This window comes from Clostridium sp. LIBA-8841 (assembly GCF_057782475.1).
In genome coordinates this window covers 571,137-592,498 of record NZ_CM173488.1, presented here as the reverse complement: position 1 = coordinate 592,498, position 21,362 = coordinate 571,137, and the positions used below count along the sequence as shown (strand labels likewise).

Annotated in this window: 16 protein-coding genes and 1 pseudogene; 7 read left to right on the top strand and 10 right to left on the bottom strand. The window is 29.0% G+C overall.

Annotated features, from left to right (window positions below; genetic code table 11):
• Positions 1-159: 159 nt before the first annotated feature.
• The 3 genes and pseudogenes from AC2A4K_RS02500 to AC2A4K_RS02490 form a co-directional block, all read right to left on the bottom strand.
• Complete coding sequence (locus tag AC2A4K_RS02500; protein ID WP_322504549.1) at positions 160-1,023, bottom strand: NAD(P)-dependent oxidoreductase; 864 nt, start codon at positions 1,021-1,023, stop codon at positions 160-162.
• 119 nt (positions 1,024-1,142) lie between these two features.
• Positions 1,143-1,295, bottom strand: a complete 153-nt coding sequence (locus AC2A4K_RS02495; protein ID WP_322504550.1) for a hypothetical protein — start codon at positions 1,293-1,295, stop codon at positions 1,143-1,145.
• Positions 1,296-1,362: 67 nt separating this feature from the next.
• Positions 1,363-2,091, bottom strand: a pseudogene (locus AC2A4K_RS02490) (GNAT family N-acetyltransferase).
• 255 nt (positions 2,092-2,346) lie between these two features.
• On the opposite strand from AC2A4K_RS02490, the gene pdxS reads away from it, so the two are divergent.
• Together pdxS and pdxT are read left to right on the top strand one after the other, a co-directional pair.
• Positions 2,347-3,222 (top strand): pyridoxal 5'-phosphate synthase lyase subunit PdxS, encoded by an 876-nt coding sequence (pdxS, locus tag AC2A4K_RS02485; protein WP_322504551.1) that lies wholly within the window; start codon positions 2,347-2,349, stop codon positions 3,220-3,222.
• Between the two features lies 1 nt (position 3,223).
• Positions 3,224-3,787 (top strand): pyridoxal 5'-phosphate synthase glutaminase subunit PdxT, encoded by a 564-nt coding sequence (gene pdxT, locus AC2A4K_RS02480; protein WP_322504552.1) that lies wholly within the window; start codon positions 3,224-3,226, stop codon positions 3,785-3,787.
• Positions 3,788-3,980: 193 nt separating this feature from the next.
• Here pdxT and AC2A4K_RS02475 read toward each other — a convergent pair whose 3' ends face one another.
• Complete coding sequence (locus AC2A4K_RS02475) at positions 3,981-4,814, bottom strand: metallophosphoesterase (protein ID WP_322504553.1); 834 nt, start codon at positions 4,812-4,814, stop codon at positions 3,981-3,983.
• A 567-nt stretch (positions 4,815-5,381) separates the two neighbouring features.
• Here AC2A4K_RS02475 and hdcA point away from each other — a divergent pair.
• Entirely contained in the window at positions 5,382-6,344 is a 963-nt protein-coding gene (hdcA, locus tag AC2A4K_RS02470; protein ID WP_322504554.1) for a histidine decarboxylase, pyruvoyl type, read from the top strand.
• A 43-nt stretch (positions 6,345-6,387) separates the two neighbouring features.
• The gene (locus AC2A4K_RS02465) at positions 6,388-7,851 is read left to right on the top strand and encodes a basic amino acid/polyamine antiporter (protein ID WP_322504555.1); all 1,464 of its coding nucleotides are present in this window, start codon (positions 6,388-6,390) and stop codon (positions 7,849-7,851) included.
• A gap of 151 nt (positions 7,852-8,002) precedes the next feature.
• On the opposite strand, the gene AC2A4K_RS02460 is transcribed toward AC2A4K_RS02465, so the two are convergent.
• The 3 genes from AC2A4K_RS02460 to udp all read right to left on the bottom strand — a co-directional run bounded on the left by AC2A4K_RS02460 (position 8,003) and on the right by udp (position 10,978).
• Positions 8,003-8,488 carry a hypothetical protein gene (locus tag AC2A4K_RS02460; protein WP_322504556.1) on the bottom strand — a complete coding sequence of 162 codons (486 nt, stop codon included), beginning with the start codon at positions 8,486-8,488 and terminating at the stop codon, positions 8,003-8,005.
• A 337-nt stretch (positions 8,489-8,825) separates the two neighbouring features.
• Complete coding sequence (locus AC2A4K_RS02455) at positions 8,826-10,016, bottom strand: phosphopentomutase (protein WP_322504557.1); 1,191 nt, start codon at positions 10,014-10,016, stop codon at positions 8,826-8,828.
• A 176-nt stretch (positions 10,017-10,192) separates the two neighbouring features.
• On the bottom strand, positions 10,193-10,978 hold the full coding sequence (gene udp, locus AC2A4K_RS02450) for a uridine phosphorylase (RefSeq protein ID WP_322504558.1): 786 nt from the start codon (positions 10,976-10,978) through the stop codon (positions 10,193-10,195).
• 233 nt (positions 10,979-11,211) lie between these two features.
• Here udp and AC2A4K_RS02445 point away from each other — a divergent pair, with 233 nt between their 5' ends.
• Positions 11,212-11,943: a GntR family transcriptional regulator gene (locus tag AC2A4K_RS02445; RefSeq protein WP_322504559.1), complete on the top strand. Its 732-nt coding sequence runs from the start codon at positions 11,212-11,214 to the stop codon at positions 11,941-11,943.
• 145 nt (positions 11,944-12,088) lie between these two features.
• Here AC2A4K_RS02445 and AC2A4K_RS02440 read toward each other — a convergent pair whose 3' ends face one another.
• Positions 12,089-12,907, bottom strand: coding sequence for an SDR family NAD(P)-dependent oxidoreductase (locus AC2A4K_RS02440; protein WP_322504560.1), 819 nt, complete (start codon positions 12,905-12,907; stop codon positions 12,089-12,091).
• 648 nt (positions 12,908-13,555) lie between these two features.
• Here AC2A4K_RS02440 and AC2A4K_RS02435 point away from each other — a divergent pair.
• Positions 13,556-14,479, top strand: coding sequence for a polysaccharide deacetylase family protein (locus AC2A4K_RS02435; RefSeq protein ID WP_322504561.1), 924 nt, complete (start codon positions 13,556-13,558; stop codon positions 14,477-14,479).
• A 315-nt stretch (positions 14,480-14,794) separates the two neighbouring features.
• Complete coding sequence (locus AC2A4K_RS02430; protein ID WP_322504562.1) at positions 14,795-15,865, top strand: FAD-binding protein; 1,071 nt, start codon at positions 14,795-14,797, stop codon at positions 15,863-15,865.
• A gap of 41 nt (positions 15,866-15,906) precedes the next feature.
• Here AC2A4K_RS02430 and AC2A4K_RS02425 read toward each other — a convergent pair whose 3' ends face one another.
• Both AC2A4K_RS02425 and AC2A4K_RS02420 read right to left on the bottom strand, forming a co-directional pair.
• Positions 15,907-16,314: a phage holin family protein gene (locus tag AC2A4K_RS02425; protein ID WP_322504563.1), complete on the bottom strand. Its 408-nt coding sequence runs from the start codon at positions 16,312-16,314 to the stop codon at positions 15,907-15,909.
• An 85-nt stretch (positions 16,315-16,399) separates the two neighbouring features.
• A complete protein-coding gene (locus tag AC2A4K_RS02420; protein ID WP_322504564.1) occupies positions 16,400-21,316 on the bottom strand; it encodes a cadherin-like beta sandwich domain-containing protein in 4,917 nt (1,638 codons plus the stop codon).
• Positions 21,317-21,362 lie beyond the last annotated feature (46 nt).

The following is a 21,362-nucleotide window of genomic DNA, read 5'->3' as shown; positions in this document are numbered from 1 at the left end:
TATATAGATTTTATTGGAATTTATAATTAATCATATTATTCTAAAAAATTTAGTTATTAAATAGTAAAATAGACTTCTTATATTTATATAAAATAAAAAGTCTGTATTAAAACAACTAAAAATTTTCTAACTTAAAGTTTTAATACAGACTTTTAAATATTATTTTTTATAATGTTTTATTAAGGCTTGAGTTCCTAAGTCCCCAAATCCTTCTTTTTCTAAGGCTTCATAATTTTCTAATGCTTTACTTAAAACCTCTAATTCTAATCCATTAGCTAAAGCCTCATCTCTAGCCAATTTCATATCTTTTATAAAGTGCTTTATGAAAAATCCTGGTGCAAAATCATTGTCTAAGATTTTAGGAGAAACTAATTCTAATTGCTTACTTCCTGCGGCACCCGTAGACACTGAATCTAACATCTTTTTAACATCTAACCCTTTTTCCTCAGCATAAGCCATAGCCTCACAAACTCCTGATATAGCTCCTGCTATCATTATTTGATTTGCTAATTTAGTATGTTGTCCAAAACCTGCTTTCCCCTCATAATGAATATTAGTTCCCATTGCATTAAAGATAGGCATACAAACCTTATAATCCTCTTCATCTCCGCCAACTAAAATAGTTAAAGTTCCATTTTTAGCTCCAATATCTCCTCCTGTGACAGGAGCATCTAAAGCTTTTATGCCTTTTGACTTTGCCTCTTCATATATTCTAACCGCAAGCTCTGGACTAGATGTAGTCATATCAATAACATAACTTCCCTTTTTAACATTTTCAAGTATTCCATTCTTTCCAAAATAAACTTCCTCAACATCCTTTGGAAATCCTACTATAGTTATTGTAGCATCACAATTTTTAACACATTCTGATATAGTTGAATGAAATTCTGCTCCTTCTGAAATAACATCTAAAACTTTCCCTTTATTTCTAGCAAAAATAGAAACCTCAAATCCATTTTTCATAAGATTACGAACCATTGATTTTCCCATTATACCTACACCAATAAAACCAATTTTCTTCATAAAAACTCTCCTCTCTAAATATAAATTCTATCTATACATTTAATTCTTAAAATCTTTACTTTTAAATTTAGTCTTATAATTATTTATAAATTAAGATTAATACCTCTTAAATTAACAGATTATTTATCAAATAATCCTCCACCATTATTTTTCTTTCTTCCAGCTTGAACAAAACCAATAGTTTTTTGAGCTTTCATATTAGATTTTGTATTTTTACCTTTATTTTTCTTTTCTTCTATAAGTTTTTTCATCATTTCCATATTCTTATTCATTTGTCATTTCTCCTTTTATATAATTAAAATATCAAATTCTTATTTTAAAACTAATTTTATCTTAATACTAAATAATATACTCTACATAATAAGCATCATATACCTTTTTCATTACATATCCTAGTTTCTCTGCTAAAGCTACAGATTCAAGATTTGCAGCATCCCAGTTAGGATAGATATTATTTTCTATACAATATAAAATTAATGCTGATGCCACACTTTTGGCTAATCCTCTTCTTCTATAACCTGGTAAAGTATCAATTTCTATTTCAATTCCATTGTTGTAAACATTATAAGATGATGCTCCCGAAACAATCTTTTCATTGTGAATAATACAATATCCTATGCCCTTTTGTAAATAATCCTTAATAGAATCAAATTGACTTGTAAAATCAACAGTTAACTCTTGTAAAGATTGACTATATGCAATTTCTTCATCTATTTTTCTAATTTCATAACCCTCTGGAAGTTTTTCTATATTCTTTCTTAACTCTTCCAACTTTAAATTTTTTAAATTTCTTTCAAAAGCAAACCTCTTTACTTTACACACATATCACTTATGAATATTTTCTATGAGATTCCTCCATCTATAATCCTCTACTATAATTAATGCTTCATTTGGTATATTTTTTATTAATTCATAAGCTTCCTCTTTATTATAATCTCCTGCAAAGAAAATAAAAACTCCCACTAAAATTTGTGCAACTGTTGGATTTTCAACATTATCTACCCAAGCTCTTCCCATGTATCCTTCAATATAAGACTGAATCATTGTATCTTCCATTTTACCAAACATCTTTGAAACTTTATGTCTTTCTTCAATACTTAACTCATAAATCATTCTACCCACTCACTTTTCAATAATTATTTATAAACACCCCTTATTGTATCGGTATATTTGCCATTTAAATTTCTTACGCTTAATATTTTATCTAACAGATAATGGTTATAAATTTTATAGTCAATTATATTATTTATATTTATAATATCCTAAATTCATTGTTGATTAAAACAAAAAATTTTATTACCACAATTTTAAACTAGGAGGTCTTTGAGAATGAGTAGAGAGGAAATTAATAAAAACTTAGCCCAAATGTTAAAAGGTGGCGTAATTATGGATGTAACCAACAAAGAAGAAGCTATAATTGCCGAGAAAGCTGGTGCCTGTGCCGTTATGGCTCTTGAAAGAGTTCCATCTGATATAAGAAAAGAAGGTGGAGTTGCTAGAATGTCTGATCCTAAAATGATTAAAGAAATTCAGGAGGCTGTTTCTATTCCTGTTATGGCCAAAGTTAGAATCGGACATTTTGTTGAAGCAGAAATACTAGAGGCTTTATCTGTTGATTTTATAGATGAAAGTGAAGTCCTAACTCCAGCAGATAATAAATATCATATTGATAAAAAGAGATTCAAAGTTCCATTTGTATGTGGTGCTAGAAACCTTGGAGAAGCTCTAAGAAGAATCGGTGAAGGAGCTTCTATGATTAGGACTAAAGGCGAAGCTGGAACCGGTGATATTGTACAAGCAGTAACTCATATGAGACAAATTATGAATGAAATAAACCAAGTAAAAATGGCTTCATCAGAAGAACTTATGAATATGGCTAAAAAGTTCAATGCTCCTTATGAATTAATACAATATGTTCATGAATATGGTAAATTGCCTGTGGTAAATTTTGCAGCTGGAGGAATAGCAACCCCTGCCGATACAGCCCTTATGATGAAATTAGGAAGTGAAGGTGTCTTTGTCGGCTCTGGAATATTTAAGTCTGAAAATCCAGAAAAAAGAGCTAGAGCAATAGTTTTAGCAACTACTTTTTATAATGATCCAATAAAACTAGCTGAAATTTCAGAGGGATTAGGTGATGCTATGAAAGGAACAGCTTGTGATGAACTAGAGATAAAATATGAAGAAAGAGGCTGGTAATATGAAAATAGGTGTATTATCTTTACAAGGAGGATTTATAGAGCATATTAAATCAATAGAATCTATAGGCCATGAAGCCATAGAAGTCAAAGAGGCTTACCAGCTTAATAAATTAGATGCCTTAATACTTCCTGGTGGTGAAAGCACAACCATTGGAAAACTCTTAAGAATAACAGGGCTAATGGAACCATTAAAAGAAAGAATTAAAGAGGGGTTACCTGTATGGGGAACCTGTGCTGGAATGATTCTTCTCGCAAAAGAAATCGAAGGAGAAGAGATTCCCCACCTAGCATTAATGGATATAAGTGTTAAAAGAAATGCCTTTGGAAGACAAATTGATAGTTTTGAAACTTTTGAAAAAGTTAAGGGATTAGATGAACCTATAGAATTAATTTTCATAAGAGCTCCATATATTTCTGAGTATGGAAATGATGTAGAAATTCTATGCACAGTAGATAATAAAATAGTGGCTGCAAGAGAAAGAAATATGCTAGTAACGTCTTTTCATCCAGAACTAACTGATAATACTAATTTTCTTAATTACTTTATCGAAAAATTATGTTGATTTTAAATAATATAAGTTGTATAAAAACTTAATTATAAATATATTCAGGTAATAACTAGATTTCAATAAGAATTAATAGAAAGGTTGAATAAAATTAGAATACAGCCTTTCTATTTTTATTCTTTACATTGACATTAACTTTTCAGATATGCACTTTATTTTCTTATATTGTAATTAAGGTAGCTATTAACTATTATTTTATTTTTACTTTTACAATTTCAGGTCTATTGAATAATCTTGTTATTCTAGCACTATTTCCAAGGCCTCTACTAATAATAAGTTTATTTTTATTTCCATGAATTCCCTCAGTATATTTAGGAAAAAAACCTTGCCCTGGTGCAATTAATCCTCTTTTAACTATAGGAATTCTAAATTGACCTCCATGTGCATGACCAGAAAACATTACATCAAAATTATATTTTGAATATTCATCTTCAAACTTTTCTGGATAATGACTTAAAACAATCTTTAATCCTTCTAAACTTTCTAATCTTTTAAAAAGCTTATCAGCACACCAATATATATAGCTTCCATTGATCTTTTTAAATGGAGAATGTAACTGCCCATTTGGCACTTCAAACATACCTAATATATTAACTTTAATTCCATTTAAATCTAAAGTTATAATTTCATTTTTTAAAACTATAACTCCCTTTGATTTTAATTTTTCAAATATAAATTTAGCTTTTTTACACCTTTGCTCATTATTTCCTGAGATAAAAATCACTTTCGTACTCTTATTTAAATCGCTTAAAAAGTTTATTATTCCTTCCATATTTTTAAGATTTGAATCTATCATATCTCCAGTTGCAACAACTAGATCTGGGTTCTCTCTTAATATTAACTTTTTAAGATTTTTATTATTTTTTCCATACTCCTTGCCATGAAGATCTGACAAGTGAACCACTCTTATATCTTTGCCAATTCCACAATTAACTTCATAATTTGTTGTGCTTATTCCATTGTTCTCATAATAAAAAAATCCGGCTATGGCTGTTATTCCTAACATACTTAGTAAAATCTCCATAATATCACACCTACCCTCTTGATTAATTTCAAATAATATTTTTTTATATTTACATAATTCATTTTTATCTAATTTAACCATTTATTATTTTTAAAATTCTAAAAGTATTCTCATATATATACTTATAATTATATAAAATACTCTTATTCTATCATAAATAACTACTTAAGTCTTTAAATATAATTAACTAAAATAAATATAAAACTTGCTCTATACCAATATAAAAACATATTATTTAAAAATCTTGATGATAACTATGAATCTATAAATTCATAATGTGAATAAAAAAATTCATAAAATAACAAGTTTTTTCCACTAATTTTTATTAACATTGTATACATTTAGTTCATTATTTGTTAATAATTTACCTTTCTGTATCATTCAATGTGCAATAAACAAAATTTAATAAGAAAATTTTCCTAATCTTTCAAATCTCAAATTTGCTGTAAATGTTTAAAATGATATAATTTTACATAAAGATATTTAAATAAATTATTTGGCCAAGTAATATATTTTAATTCTTAAAAATTAATAATTAAATTTATATTATTTAGGAGTGATTTAAAAATGAATAAAAACCTTGAAGAAAAGAGAAACAGAACACTTGCAATGGGAGAAAAGAAAGTTATAAAGGTTAGAGCACCTAAAATTGATAAAACAGCTATAAGCCCATATGATCGTTATTGCGATGGATACGGAGCTCCAGGTGCTTATGGTAATGGGTATGTATCAGTTCTTAAAGTTTCAGTTGGTACTGTTAAGAAAACTAATGATATATTATTAGACGGTATTGTTTCTTATGATAGAGCTGAAATAAATGATGCCTATGTTGGACAAATAAACATGCTTACAGCATCATCTTTCTGTGGGGTTGCAGGTCAAGTTTGGGGACATGATTTAGCAACACATGACTCAATAATTAATGATGAAATAACCCCATTATATGAAATAGAACAATTTGATGGAACACCATTAAAAGTTTATGATGCTAAACCATTATTAGAATCTGGTATAGAACTTTTTGGTACAGAAAAAGATAGACGTTTTACAACTGCTCCAGGTGCTCACGTTATATGTGCAAATAAGAGTACTACTGCCTATAGACCAAAAGAAGATAGACCTTTAAAAGAAGGAGAAGCTTATGGTGTATGGTCATTTATAGCCATATCATTATCAAATGATAGAGATCATTGTGCGGACTTATTTATAGAAGATGCTGGTCTTTGGACAAAAAATGATAACCCAGATGACTTAAAGAAATTCTTAGAAGAACATAGAAAAGCTGTAACTTGGTCTGTAGTTGAATGTGGTAGAGACTCTCATGTTCTTTTTGAAAGAACTTATGTAGGTTTTGCTTATGTAATAATGAAACCAGGCGAAATTGGAAATGCTTTAACTTGTGCTCCTTATGTAACATTAGCAAGAGATGCTGTTCCTTCAGAAGGATTCTCAAGCTTAAATAGAATTTCTCTTTCTGAATGGTTAGATGATATGAATTTCGATTCTCTAGTTAACCCGAGTAAAAAATAATCCATAATAATTTCTTAATAAATTTATTATAGGAGGAGTTATTATGAGTAAAAGTAAGAGTAATAATAATGATAGTAAAAAATTAGGCGTAATTGCTCTTGCTGGGGTAGTAATAAGTGCTATGTTAGGTGGAGGTGTTTACAACCTTCCCCAAAACATGGCTCAATCTGCCTCTGCTGGTGCAATATTAATAGCTTGGATAATAACAGGTATAGGTATGTGGTTCATAGCTAATACATTTAGGATTCTTGCTGCTGCAAGACCTGATGCTACAACCGGTATCTATACTTATGGGGAACTTGGATTTGGTAAATTCACAGGCTTCTTAATGGCATGGGGATATTGGATATGTAACTCATTTGCCAATGTTGGATATGCTGTACTTTTAATGGATTCACTAAACTACTTTTTCCCTCCTTATTTCAAAGGCGGTAATAACTGGCTTTCAATTGCATGCGGTTCTATAGTTCTTTGGATTATATTCTTTATAGTATTAGCTGGAGTTAAACAAGCTAGTGCTTTAAATTTAATTGGTACAGTAGGTAAATTATTACCTCTAGCAATCTTCTTGCTAGTTTTATTATTTTGCTTTAAATTTTCTACTTTCTTTACTGACTTTTGGGGATTAAAAACAGTAGCAAAAGTTCATGATACTGCCCTAGGAGGTCTATTACCTCAAGTTAAAAGTACAATGCTTGTAACACTATGGGTATTTACTGGTATTGAAGGTGCTGTTGTTGTTTCTGGCAGAGCTAAATCACAAAAAGATGTTAGTAAAGCTACACTTTTAGGATTTATTGGCTGTCTTTTATTATATACACTACTTTCTTTATTACCATTAGGTGTATTTCCTCAAGGAGAAGTTTCTAAAATGGCTCCCCCATCAACAGCCGCAGTTTTAATGGGCGTAATGGGAAAATGGGGTAGCATAATTATGAACCTTGGTGTAATTATAGCCATATTAAGTTCTTGGCTTATATGGACAGTAATGCTTTCTGAGCTTCCTTTTGCAGCAGCTAAAGGCGGAACATTCCCTAAAATATTTGCTAAGGAAAATAAAAATGAATCTCCATCATTTTCTTTATTAGCTTCAACAATAGTTATGCAAATTATATTAATCTTTGTTCACTTTGCAGGAAATGCATGGAACATGATGCTTAGTATAACAAGTGTTATGGCACTTCCTTGTTACCTTATATGTACCTTATACCTATTTAAGATAACATATAAACATAATTACCCAACTGATATATTTGCAAAAAGAAAATATGCTATGATCACAGGAATTTTAGGATCACTTTTCGGAGTTTGGCTTATATATGCTGCTGGAATAAAATATATGCTTATTGCTCTAGTTATATATGCTTTAGGAATTCCTGTATTTATGAAAGCTAGAAAAGAAACTAGTCCTAATGAAAAAGAATTTACTAAAATTGAACGTTATTTCGCTATAGGTTTAATAATACTAGCCGTAATTGGACTAGTATATCTATTTAAATTTATGTAAAATTAAATAATTTGATTCCTACCCTAAAAATATTAAGGCTTTGGTGATTTTTGAATTCCTTGCATTAAGTCAAGTTTCAAAACTTACCAAAGCCTTTTAAAGCAATACTTACTATATATCTTTAGCAAAATTAAATTCTTTAAACTCAATATTACTCATCTTTTATTATTCTTATATTATAATTATATTCTCCCAATTCTTTTCCACTTTTATAATCTAAAATTACTATATCACCACTGGATGTTTTAAAATTTATATCATCCTTAAAAACTATAGTTCCAATCTCATCGCCATGTGGTCCTATTTTCTCCTTTGAATATACAGCCTCTTGATCTTTCCCATCGGTAGTTACATTTTTAAGTTTTACTGTTATTCCTCTATCAATTCCATTATCAACTTTAAGTAAAAGTCCTCTTTTATGCGAAAAATCACTAAATGTTCCGACTATATATATTTTAAAATTATCCTGATCAACAACTTTTACGTTGTTCTTATCATCATATTTTTTATTTCCTAGGATTTCAACGTTAGAGACAACATTGCTATTTGATTCTAATTTATCCTTATTCCAATCACATCCTATAAAAATAGACCCTAATATAAATCCAGCTATAAGAAGAACTATTGCTTTTTTCATATATAAAAAACCTCCATGAAATTCTCTATAATCAAAAATATTAAAATTTAATTTAAGTGATCACCACCTTGTAAATTGATTCATTCCTTATTTCTCTAATAATGAACTTTTTAAATTTAATCAATAAAAGTTCTGATTATTATAAAATTATTTTGAATCAAAGCTTGTTTTAACTTTATATCACATCTTAATTTTATAAAAATCATCTAATACAAACAATCGAAATACATTTCATTAATCTTACAATTTTGCAACAAAAGGTTAAAAACACAAAAATAAGACTGTATCAAGTTATTTATTAAATAATTTGATACAGTCTAAATTTTTATAAAGAGTATTAAACTAATTTATCTAAAACTGATTCACCGATTGTTCCTTCTGGCATTTTTAATCCAAAGTTATCAGCAATTGTTGCTCCAATAGTAGCAAATGTTTTTGGAGTTTCTAATTGTCCATGATTTTTCATTGATGGTGAATATGCTAAGAATGGTACATACTCACGAGTATGGTCTGTTCCTGTATATGTTGGGTCGTTACCATGGTCAGCAGTTATGATTAATAAATCATCTTCTTTTAAGTTTTCTAATACTTTTCCTAAGTTAACATCGAATTTTTCTAATTCTTCTGCATAACCTTGAGGATTTCTTCTATGTCCCCATAAAGCATCAAAGTCAACTAGGTTAACGAAGCAGAATCCTGTGAAATCTCTATCCATTATTTCTAATGTTTGTTCCATTCCATGAACTGAACTCTTAGATTTATTTCCTTCAGTTATTCCTTCTCCATCGAATATATCTTTTATTTTACCAACTGATATAACATCAAAGTTATTATCCTTTAGTTCATTAAGAACTGTTCTTCCGTATGGTTTAAGAGCATAGTCATGTCTGTTACTAGTACGCTTAAATTCACCTTTTTTAGTTCCTAAGTAAGGTCTTGCTATAATTCTTCCAACTTTCCATTCATCTTTAAGAGTTAATTCTCTTGCTATTTCACAACATCTATATAATTCTTCTAATCCGAAAGTTTCTTCTTGACCACAGATTTGTAAAACTGAATCTGCTGATGTATAAACTATCATATCTCCAGTTGCTATTTGATGTTCTCCTAATTCATCTAGGATTTCAGTTCCACTAGCACTCTTATTTCCAACTATTTTATGACCAGTTTTTTCGCTTAATTCATCTAATAATTCCTTAGGGAATCCAGTATCTGTGAAAGTTTTAAATGGCTTAGTTATATGCAATCCCATCATTTCCCAGTGCCCTGTCATTGTATCTTTACCAACACTTGCTTCAGCCATTTTAGCTTGGTATCCTAATGGATTTGCCACTGGAGCTACATGTTTTATTGGATGTAAGTTTCCTATACCCATTTTTTGAAGATTAGGTATTTTAAATGTGTCTACTGATTCGGCAATATGACCTAATGTATCTACATTTACATCTCCATATTGTTTTGAATCATCCATTGCACCTATTCCTAATGAATCTATTACTATTGTAAAAATTCTTTTATACTTGCTCATCTTTAGACCCCCTATTTGTCTTTCTGTTACCTATAATGATTTTTAAGATTTTATATTTATACTACCTATATTTTATTCTAATAATTAGAAACTCTAAGACTCTAGCCTCATAAAACTGAAGCTAAGAGTTATCACATAAAAATTAAATATTTAAAACTTATAATTCTTTAAAAATTCTATGCGTTTTCTCTCATTTGGTCTTCTTTAATTAAGTTTCTTATTCCTTCTATTCCAGCTTTGATTGCAAGCTCTGTATCATGTACTTGAGGATTATCAAGACCTTCTTTTTGTCTTTCTTGGTTAGCTATAGTTAGAAAAACAGCTCCTACTCTTACTCTTAAGTAACTTCCTACTATAAATAATGCTGCTCCTTCCATTTCTGAACCTAAGCATCCACATCTTTTCCATGCTTCCCATTTATTTAATAAGTCATAGCTTACAGGTTTAGTTTCTGGTGAATGCTGTCCATAAAATGAATCTTTTGATTGAACTACTCCAGTATGATATGGAACCTTTAATTCTTTAGCTCCTTTAACTAATGCATTTATTACATCTAAGTTTGCTACTGCTGGGAATTCAATTGGAGCATACTCTCTTGAAGTACCTTCTGCTCTTATAGATCCTGTTGCTATTATAAGGTCTCCACCTTTAACATTTAAATCTATTCCACCACAAGTTCCTACTCTAATGAAAGTATCTGCTCCACATTTAACTAATTCTTCTAATGCGATTGCAGCTGATGGACCTCCAATACCTGTTGAAGTAACACTTACTTTAACCCCATCTAAATATCCTGTATATGTAACATATTCTCTTTTATCTGCTACTAATTGTGCATTGTCTAAGTATTTTGCTATTTTAGCACATCTTTTTGGATCTCCTGGCATGATTACATATCTTCCAACTTCTCCTGGTGCCACATCTATATGAAATTGTTTTTCTGAACCTTGTGAATAAATCATTTATATTTCCTCCTAATTACTTGTTTCTTATAACAATTTTAAACTTGTCTAATTAGTTGTCTATTTTATATTTATATAATACTACACATCTTAAAAATTATCAAACGTTTACAGAAGTTTTTTTAATTATTTATTGGTTATTAAGGCAAAATCTTTTATAATTTAAATAAATAACACTTTATCCTAGTACAACTTGTTTGTAACTTGTCTATTTTTTAGGAAGGTGATTATAAATGGAGATATTAACTGTAAATAAACCTAAAGAATTATTATATGTTACGGTATATGATAAACTTTTTAAAATGATTAATGAAGGAACTTTTCCTGAAAATAGTAGACTTCCTTCTGAACCAGAACTTGCTAAAAGCCTAGGTGTTAGTAGAAGCACACTTAGACAAGCTTTAGCCCTACTTCAAGATGATGGATTAATAAGAAACATTAGAGGCAAAGGAAATTACATACTTAAAGAAAGTAAAACTGATACGACGGGTTTAGAAAAAATAGGACATCCTGTTTATAAGTGTTTAGATTTAGAAACAAATGATGTTGAATTAGATTTTAAAATAGAACCCCCATCAGATTATTATAAGAAAATATTGGGAGATAAATCTGTGGCAACTGTTTGTGTTGATAGATGGTATTTAAATGATAATTCAACCTTAGCTTATACTTACACAATAATAGCCATAGAAGCTATATCAAAATTTAATATAGATTTATCAGATAAAAATAGTATTTTGCAATTTGTTGAAGAAGAAAGTTACAAAGAGTGTTCAAAAATAAAAAGCACTATTAAATTTACTACAGCGGGTAACTTTGTAACTAAAAATCATCCTATTCCAAATGAAACACAATTTTATCTTATTGATGAGGCTATATATTCAGACTCAAAATTCCCAATTATATTTAACAAACACTATCTTCCAATGAAGCATAGTACGTTAAAAATAAATCCTAATAAATAATAAAATAAAAAGGACTATATGGTAACTCAATAATAATCTTTTAACTTCTTAGTAAATCTTATTAACTATTGAAGCATAATTTTCTGAGTTATCTTTATATAGCCCTTTTATTTGTAAAACCTAAATATTTGCGATTATTTTTAAATTAAAATGCTGTAAAACCACCATCAACTGGCATAAATATTCCAGTGACATTGCTTGCTTCTGGTGAAGCTAAAAATAATATTACATCAGCAACCTCCTCTGCTTTTGCAACTCTGTTTTGAGGAGAATTAACTTTTCCTGATACTATTCCCCCCTCAACTTTAACTCCAGCTTTAGCCGCAGCCTCTCTTTTTCTTTTTAAGAAATCTAAAGCCTCATGATACATTGGTGTATCTGTAGTTCCTGGGTTAACTGCATTTACTCTTATACCGTATTTAGCATAATCTAATGCCATATTTCTAGTAAGTCCATTTAATCCATGTTTAGATGTTACGTAAGCTGAATGTCCTGGAAAGCCTGTTAATCCCGCAACAGAGGAAACATTAATAACAGCCCCACCTTTATTTTGCTTTATCATCTCTTGAATACCATAATGAGAACAATGGAATGCTGTAATTATATTACAATCTATAACATTTCTAAACATCTCTTCAGTCATCTCATGTACTGGTGCAGGCGTTCCTGTTATTCCTGCATTATTTACTAGTATATCAATGCCTCCAAATCTATTTATAGCTGTATCAACAATCTTCTTACAATTTTCACCTTCTCTTAAATCACATATTATGAATTCAACATTCGGAGTTATTTCTCTTATTTCGTCTAAAGTTTCTTTACTCATATCTTCTTTTCTATCTGCTAAAACTAATTTAGCACCTTCTTTGGCAGCTCTTAAGGCCACGGCCTTTCCTATTCCGCCTGCTGCACCTGTAACAATGATAACTTTATCTTTGAATCTTCCTGAAATTATTTCACTCATCTTTCTATTATTAAAGATTTAAACATTAACTGTAATCTCTAATAATAACTCACCTCCCCATAAATATTTTCCCTTAAAGCGCTTTATGTTATAAAGTACTATATCCCCCTTAAGAACTTATGTCAACATACTTTTTTAACCTTATTTTTCTATCAACCAACTGATTTTTAAATAATATTTGCCTCCTAGTAAATAATAAACATAGCTTGTACTTTATATTTCTTTTCCTAATGAATATTAGTATAAAATTTCTCTATATTAATTTGGCAAAAAAAATTTATAATAATCAAAAAAATATACTAAATTTCCAAGTCAAATACTACAACCTTAGGTATATTGAAAAATCTAAATTTAATCTATTTTGCTTCTTAGATACACCTTTATTATAAAATTTGTATCTCTATTTTCACTATATAAAAATAAATTTGTTATTTAAATTTAATTATTTTCATTTATTATGAGAATACTAAAAAAGATAATTCAAGTACAATTTATATCATAAATTGTAAAATTTTATCTAATATGTTAGACTTATTTAAAAACTACAAAAGAAAAATTTAATAAATTAACTTAAGCTAAAATTTTAAGAATAAAATAAAACTTGTATTTAAATACGGTCTAGAATTTAATTGATTAGGAGAAAATACCATGAAAAATTTTAAGAACAAAGGATTTATAGTTACTTTAATTTTAGCAGTTATTATAGTGTCTGCATTTGTTGTTTATAAAACAAATTTTTCAAAAAACAATTTAAAAGAAAATTCAGTTAAAGTTGAAGCTAAAACTAAAAAAGAAAATGATTCTAAAGAAGATTCTAAGAGTACAGTAAATAACACTAAAAATATCGAATCAAATACTGAATCAAAAGTTGAAAATAGATTTGAAGGAATAAAAACTACTTCGCAGGATATGAATATTCCTATATTGTGTTATCATGATGTAACTGCAAATAATCCAAATAACAATGGTCTTTTAATAAGTCCAGAAAAGTTTAAGGAACAGCTTCAATATTTAAAGGATAATAACTATACTCCAATAACTTTAGACGAGCTTTATGATTATTTAAGAAATAATAAAGAGATTCCAGAGAAACCAGTTGTTATAACTTTTGATGATGGATATAAAGGAAATTATGAATACGCTTATCCTATATTAAAAGAATTTAAATTTCCAGCAACAATGTTTGTAATCTCAAACTATGTTGGCGGATCTGATTTCATGACAACTGAGCAAATAAAAGAAATGTCTAACAATGGAATTCAAATAGAAAGTCACACATCCAAACATGACGATTTATCAAAATTAAATGAAACTGAACAAGTTGAAACCTTAAAAAACTCTAAAACTAGTCTAGAAAAAATTATTGAAAAGCCAGTAAATTTCGTTGCTTATCCTTTTGGTAGACATAATCCTAGCACAAGAATAGCAGCTGAAAAGGCTGGATATAAGTTAGGCTTTAATTTAAATGGCAACTTTGCTGATAGAAAAGATCATAATTTTAACATGGATAGAATTTATGTTAACGGCAATGATTCATTAAAGGAATTTGAAAATAAATTAACAGGAAAATAAAAAAATAAAGGGTTGTATCAAAACTAATTTATAAGTTTTATTATTTAAAGTTTTGATACATGCCCTTTTTATTTTTAAAAATATTACTCTAACATTACATCTTTTCTTTAAAGCCAACATAAAATATATAAATATTTTTAATCTTTAGCAATCTTTACATATTGAATATCAATAAATAATTGTTGATTATTCTCAAAATCGATGGTATACTAGGCGTAAATTTAAGAAGTAAGTTATTTGAAATAGTATTTTTCTTAATTAAAATACTTTTTAAATATTAAATTATATATATGATTAAAAAGGAAGGAAAATTTTATGGATATCATGTATGATGTTGCTATTATAGGCCTTGGCCCCGCCGGTTCTACCTTAGCAAGATTACTCTCTAAAGAATTTAAAATTATTGCTATAGATAAAAAAGACTCTCTTGAGAAAGGATTTCAAAAACCTTGTGGAGGATTACTTTCCTCTGATGCTCAAGAAGTATTTGCAAAGTTTGATATGACTTTGCCTAAGGATATTCTAGTTGATCCACAAATTTTTGCTGTTAAAACTATAGATTTAGATAGCAGCTTGACTCGTCATTATCAGAGATTCTATTTAAATCTTGACCGTCATAAGTTTGATTTATGGCTAGAATCATTAATTCCTAACAATGTTGAAATTCACAGTAATTCAGCTTGTTCTAAAATTGAAAAGATTGAGGAAGGTTATAAAGTAACATTCTTTGAAAATGGATTTGAAAAGGTAATAACAGCTAAATATCTAGTTGGAGCTGATGGTGCTAACTCCTTAGTACGTCGTACTATTTACCCAAATAAAAAAATAAGAACCTATATGTCTATTCAACAATGGTTTTCTGAAGAGCATGAAAATCCATTTTACTCTTGCATATTTGATGAAGAAAATACTGATTGTTGTTCCTGGTCTATTTCTAAGGATAATCAATTTATTTTTGGTGGTGCTTATCCTTTAGATAATTCAAGAGAAAGGTTTGAAAAACAAAAAAGTAAGTTAGAAAACCTTGGATTTAAATTTGGACAACCTCTTAAAACTGAAGCATGTCTAGTTTTAAGACCATCTAAGTATTCTGATTTTTGTTGTGGAAAAGATAATGCCTTTTTAATAGGTGAGTCTGCTGGATTCATTAGTCCAAGTTCCTTAGAAGGTATAAGCTCTGCTATAACTAGTGCTCAATACTTAAGTGAAATATTAAATTCACATAGCAAGAATCCTAATAAAAAATATAGATTTAAAACTTTTAAAATTAGACTTAAAATATTTTCAAAGCTATTTAAATGTCCTTTTATGTACAACAAATTTTTACGTAAGATAGTTCTAAAAAGTGGACTACAAAGCATAGGTATTATTCCAACTAAAAAATAAAATAGGCTGTATCATTTTGATACAGCCCTTTAAAAAATAGTTTATTTAATGTCATTCTTATCATTTAACTGTTTCAAAGCATTTCTCAAGACTTCAGGTATAGGCACTCCTAATGCTGCACAATTTTCTAATATACTTATCCCCTCGTTTGATATATAAAAATAACATATCAGTGTTCTAAACATCCAAACTTCATTACTTAAAAGTCTATCTAACATAACAGCAACTAAAAGAACTATTAGTATTGATCCCTTCTTAGCTATTCCTTTTAATCCTATATTTGAACATAGCTCTTTATTTATACACCCTTTAATTACACCTGTTAGATAATCTAAAAAAATAAATACTACTAAAGTGATTAGTGGAACATCCCATGCTCCAAATATCCAAGTGAATAAAGTTCCTAAAGACACAACTCCTAATTTTATATAACTTATTATATTTTTCATAAGAACCGTACTCCTTAAACTTAATTAAATTTATATTACACATTTAAATATATAATATAATATTTAGGAATTCCTTTAATTATACTTATTTTTCAAATATAATTTTAATAATAGTATTTATCTCATAATCATCAATTATATTATCACCATTCATATCATACTCTGATTTTTCTTGATTGTAGTACTTAGATGCTACAGCTAAATCACCTACATCTACTACTCCATCCTTATTTAAATCACCAATTATCTTTTCTTCTATTAAAACCTCTAAACTAACCTTTTCTGAAAGTTTTCCTTGTCTATTTTTAGATGTTACTTGAATATTATAAACTTTGTTTTTATCCAAGCTATCTAACTCATACTCTAAAACATCCTTACCTACTTCATCTAAAACTTTTCCATCTTTAAATAAGACATATCCTGTTATTCCATAATCATCTTCTGGTTTATCCCAAGCTATTTTAACAGCATCCTCTAGTTTTTCTATTTCTCTTAAATTATTTGGAGAATTTGGAGTAACTTCTTTTTCAAAGACATTTAACTCAGCTGCTGAAGCAAAGCCTCCTCCCCCTTGTAAGGCTACTAACTTAATATGAGTTGCAAGTTCTCCATCTAATTCTACTATCTTAGTACTTGAATCTTCTGCCCAAGTTCCTTCAGAAACCTTTTTAAAATTATCTCCATCAGTGCTTACATATAGTTCATACTGAGTAATAATTCCATTGACTCCTCCACTTTGTCTTGGTACATATTCAAATTTATCTACTAAATATTCTCCTCCTAAATTTAAAGTAATATCTTGTGGCAATTCATCTTTTGGTGAATATTTTGTATGCCATATAGTGTTTAAGTTATCATCAATAGCAAAGCTAGCTAATCCTTCTGTTCCTACATTAGGATGTTCACTACTTGCAGTTGCAGTCATTTGTGATTTATCTATTTGCAAGCTTGATTCTAAGCCTACATTTATTTTATATTCTTTTATCTCTCCATTTTCTGCTTGGACAGTAATCTTAATCACAGTATTATTTTCTTCAATATAGAAAATTGATTCTTCCATGTTAGAACCATACTGTATCTCTTCCCCATCTAATGTTATAGATACTTTCGCCTCATCTTCCATAGCCTTTGCTTTTATCTTAACAGTATTAACTCCTTCAGGACATTTAACTGAATAGTTTGTTATATCTGCATCGAATTCTGGATTTAACTTCATATCTCCATCTATTTCAATGCTTTCTAAGGCTGCATTTCCTTCGAACTTTCTATTTAAAGTTATTTTATAGTAATTTATTTTTGAATAATCTTCTGATGTTACTTTTACAATTATGCTGTTAACTCCTAAATCTAAAGAAATATCAACCTTTGATCCTTCAAATTTAGTATTTCCATTAAAGATTTCAACCTTTGACTTTGGATTATTCTGAACCGCCTCTATATTTATACTTTCAACATCCCTGTCTACAGAATAAGTATAATTTAAATTATCTGGAGTAAATCCATTTATTTCTTCCCCATTTACTTTTAAAGTTGAAAGAGAAACATCATTGTTTTCTCTTCTTATAACAGATACTCTATACATAGATTTAGACTTTCCATCCTCTGCTATAGAATATATTTGCACTGTATTATAACCAGAAACTAAATTTATTTCTCCACTAAATGAATTCCCATCTACTTTTTCATGAACTTCTCCATTCACTAAAACTACCAATTTACTATTTGGTGATTTTCCTTCTACAGAAATATTCATAGTATCACTTGTTGTAGAACCATTAGCAGTATAGAAATATCTATTTTCACTAAATTCTGGCATACCTTCAATACCAGTAACGCTTATATTATCTAGTTTAGATTCACTTTCCTTAAATTTTTCTAATTGAACAGTATAGATTTTAGTTTCTCCAGTTATAGAAGTTAATTTAATGCTTATATCTTTACTTTCGTCAACAGAAATAGGAATCTTAAAGTTTAATCCCCCTACTCCTTCTGCTATACTCTCTTCATCTAAAAGAACCTCTATACTAGTATCTTTAGTTAAAGTTTCTAAATTAAAATCAACTTCATTAACTGATGATGGAGCTTTTACACTATAATTTTCAATATTTGTATCGAAATTAGTAGTAAGTCCTGCTCCATTAATATCTAAAGTCGCTAAACCAAGGCCACTAGGAATTACTTCTTCTCCAAACTTAACTTCTTTATCATTAACCTTAAACTCACTAAATACAAATTCATGAGATTGATTAGGATTAGCTGTTAAAATTCCAACTTTTGCATTGTTTGAAACTCCATTATTAGTTAAGCTACTACCAACTTGAATCCAATCAACTCCATTTATAGAATAATAACCTTTTATTATGTTATCATTCTTTTCTAACTTGAAATATATTTCATTTTCATTTATATCAGCTGATACTCTACTTTCATTTGGTGAACCCGAATCTTCTGTAACTACATTGATAGTAGGATTACCATTATTATGCTTTCTCTGTATTGCCACATAGTTATCATCATCATTGTAAATTACAATACCAGCTTCTTCATATCCTGATTGAGTTTTACCTTTCATCTTACAAGTTAATGTATAATTATTTTGATCTTCTAAAACATCTGTTAAGAATATATTGTTAGCTGAATTACCTGTTGCCCATAGTGATCCTCCACTAGTCATTATGCTAATAGTATCTTCATCTAATAATCTCCATTTACTATAATCTTCTCTTACTATAGACCAATTATCAGAAAGCTCTAATGATGCTTTCGACTCTATTTCCTTTGTCTTATCTCCTTGAATATTAAATGTGATACTATTGGATTCATATGCCCTTGTGTCTGATACAACAAAAGCTTTAACCTCTGCCGTTCCCTCACCAACAGCAACTACTTCTCCATTCTCATCTACCCTAACAACATTTTCATCACTACTATAGTATTGAACTATACCCTGTCCATCTTTTTGATTACTAGCATTAATCTTTAAATCATCTCCTACAATATTAATATTATTAGCTGGATTACTCATATTTGAAGTATTTATCCTCATATTTAATCCATTATCATATTTATTGTTTTCAATATTAATATTGTTTGAACCTGAAAAATTAAACATAGGTGATCTAAAGGTTTCTCCTAAAGCGTCAACATTTAAAGTCGTAACTTCTCCTACTTTTAAATCCTCAACTTCAGATGATATTTTCACTTCAGCATTTGTATTATATCTATTTATTGTATTATTTTTAAAAGTTAAATTTCCTACACTTTTACCATCTAATACAGTGGTATCCTTTATATTAAAAATATTATCTTCTATAACTATATTATTGTGAATTGGGTTATTTTCATTAAACTGTTGATTTGTTGGTCCAAAGTAAATCACAGGTCCAGAAGATCTATCAAATATATTATTTCTTATTATTACATCATTTGTAGGGCCTGATTCATACCATTGGTGAGCATCACTTGATATGAATATACTAGACATTCCCATTCCATCAAAGTAGTTATTTTCTATTAAAACTGGCTTTCTTGTTGTAACTAATATACCTCTAGTTGGAGTTTCCATGAATCTATTATTAGTTATTTCAACCTCTGGTGTATAAGTTATATTTTCAACTACGTGGGTATTTCCAGCTAGAACATCATCTGGAATATCTCTATCTAAAGTCACTATTATGTCTGTTAAACTTCCTTCTGAACTTGTTCCTGATGGCCCTTCAACATCTATTACTTTAGCTATGGAATCTTCTACCGGTAACATAGTTGTCTTAGTAAAGAATTGCACCTCATCTCCTACATAAAATTGTGGAAATCCTGCTGTCTCATTATGCATATATCTTACTTTAACTTTATTTGGAGCTAGCTTTTCTTTTACTTCAAGATAAGTTCCATGGACATTTATAGGATCATCATGAGGATTAGAAAAGTCATTATTATTTATTTTTATTTTTCCCTTAGTACCTGACATCTGTATGAAATCTGCAAAACCGGCTGTAGCTCTACCTGAACCATCTCTACTTTTAAAATCAACACTATCTATAGTAATATTCTCTGAAAATTGTCCAACAATTCCAAAACCATGTAAATAATTTGCACCTATATTACTTATGGTTACATCTTTACTTTCCCAAATAAAGACTCCTGGAGTATCTCTAATAGTTTCTCTCATTTGATAAATTATGCCTGCATCCTCTGAAACAGCATTAGTATTATATGTTATCTTTACTCTATTATCTTCTAACTGTTCAATATTATTTACATTTGAGAATAATGGATTTCCCCCTCTTCTAGTTTCTCCAGTATTAGCATTGTAATATTGAGAGTAATTAAAAGAATTTCTACCAGTCCAATAATACTTTCCTGTAGTTGGACTCTTTTCACCGAACCAATTAATGCCATTGTTTTCTATCTTATAATCATAGGTTTCAGGAATATATACAATTCTATAACCTTTTCCATTTTCTACTCCTATTTCTTCTATGGTAACGTCTACAGTTTTAGGGTTAACATAATCAAAAGAAAAATTTTCAAACCTTACATTATTTGATCGTATTGATGCAAAAGCTGTTTGAAATCCATGATAACTAAAATGTGATCCACCACCATCAACTATGACATCATCCATATCTTCTATTAAGATACCAATATTCTTGTCCTTGTAATTTTGATTTGTTCCAACGGTATTTGAAACATATAATTCCCTCTTTGGTGTATTTTCCGGATAAAGAGTGTATTCCCCTTTAGGAAAATATATCCTCTTTGGTCCATCAATCTCCTTCGCATATTCTATAGCTTTATTAACAGCTTCGGCAGAATCAGTCCTTCCAGTTGGATCAGCCCCAAACATAGTAACATCAACAACGGTGCATTCTTCCTCATCTACATAAGTTGATATTTCCTTCTCATAAGCCTGTACATCGTACATGAATACATTAGATATACTACTTACAGAAACCGTCGTAGCTACTAACAATATTAACATCTTCATTTTGTTTCTACGCATACTAATCTCCCCCATTTATTTTAAATATATTTCATATAACATGCAT

What these genes read in the sequence shown, in the direction of transcription:
- AC2A4K_RS02500 (WP_322504549.1), bottom strand. Translation starts at nt 1,023, where the DNA reads ATGAAGAAAATTGGTTTTATTGGTGTAGGTATAATGGGAAAATCAATG.
- AC2A4K_RS02440 (WP_322504560.1), bottom strand. Translation starts at nt 12,907, where the DNA reads ATGAGTGAAATAATTTCAGGAAGATTCAAAGATAAAGTTATCATTGTT.
- udp (WP_322504558.1), bottom strand. Translation starts at nt 10,978, where the DNA reads ATGATTTATTCACAAGGTTCAGAAAAACAATTTCATATAGATGTGGCA.
- AC2A4K_RS02495 (WP_322504550.1), bottom strand. Translation starts at nt 1,295, where the DNA reads ATGAATAAGAATATGGAAATGATGAAAAAACTTATAGAAGAAAAGAAA.
- hdcA (WP_322504554.1), top strand. Translation starts at nt 5,382, where the DNA reads ATGAATAAAAACCTTGAAGAAAAGAGAAACAGAACACTTGCAATGGGA.
- AC2A4K_RS02445 (WP_322504559.1), top strand. Translation starts at nt 11,212, where the DNA reads ATGGAGATATTAACTGTAAATAAACCTAAAGAATTATTATATGTTACG.
- AC2A4K_RS02465 (WP_322504555.1), top strand. Translation starts at nt 6,388, where the DNA reads ATGAGTAAAAGTAAGAGTAATAATAATGATAGTAAAAAATTAGGCGTA.
- AC2A4K_RS02460 (WP_322504556.1), bottom strand. Translation starts at nt 8,488, where the DNA reads ATGAAAAAAGCAATAGTTCTTCTTATAGCTGGATTTATATTAGGGTCT.
- AC2A4K_RS02425 (WP_322504563.1), bottom strand. Translation starts at nt 16,314, where the DNA reads ATGAAAAATATAATAAGTTATATAAAATTAGGAGTTGTGTCTTTAGGA.
- AC2A4K_RS02420 (WP_322504564.1), bottom strand. Translation starts at nt 21,316, where the DNA reads ATGCGTAGAAACAAAATGAAGATGTTAATATTGTTAGTAGCTACGACG.
- AC2A4K_RS02455 (WP_322504557.1), bottom strand. Translation starts at nt 10,016, where the DNA reads ATGAGCAAGTATAAAAGAATTTTTACAATAGTAATAGATTCATTAGGA.
- AC2A4K_RS02430 (WP_322504562.1), top strand. Translation starts at nt 14,795, where the DNA reads ATGGATATCATGTATGATGTTGCTATTATAGGCCTTGGCCCCGCCGGT.
- AC2A4K_RS02475 (WP_322504553.1), bottom strand. Translation starts at nt 4,814, where the DNA reads ATGGAGATTTTACTAAGTATGTTAGGAATAACAGCCATAGCCGGATTT.
- AC2A4K_RS02435 (WP_322504561.1), top strand. Translation starts at nt 13,556, where the DNA reads ATGAAAAATTTTAAGAACAAAGGATTTATAGTTACTTTAATTTTAGCA.
- pdxT (WP_322504552.1), top strand. Translation starts at nt 3,224, where the DNA reads ATGAAAATAGGTGTATTATCTTTACAAGGAGGATTTATAGAGCATATT.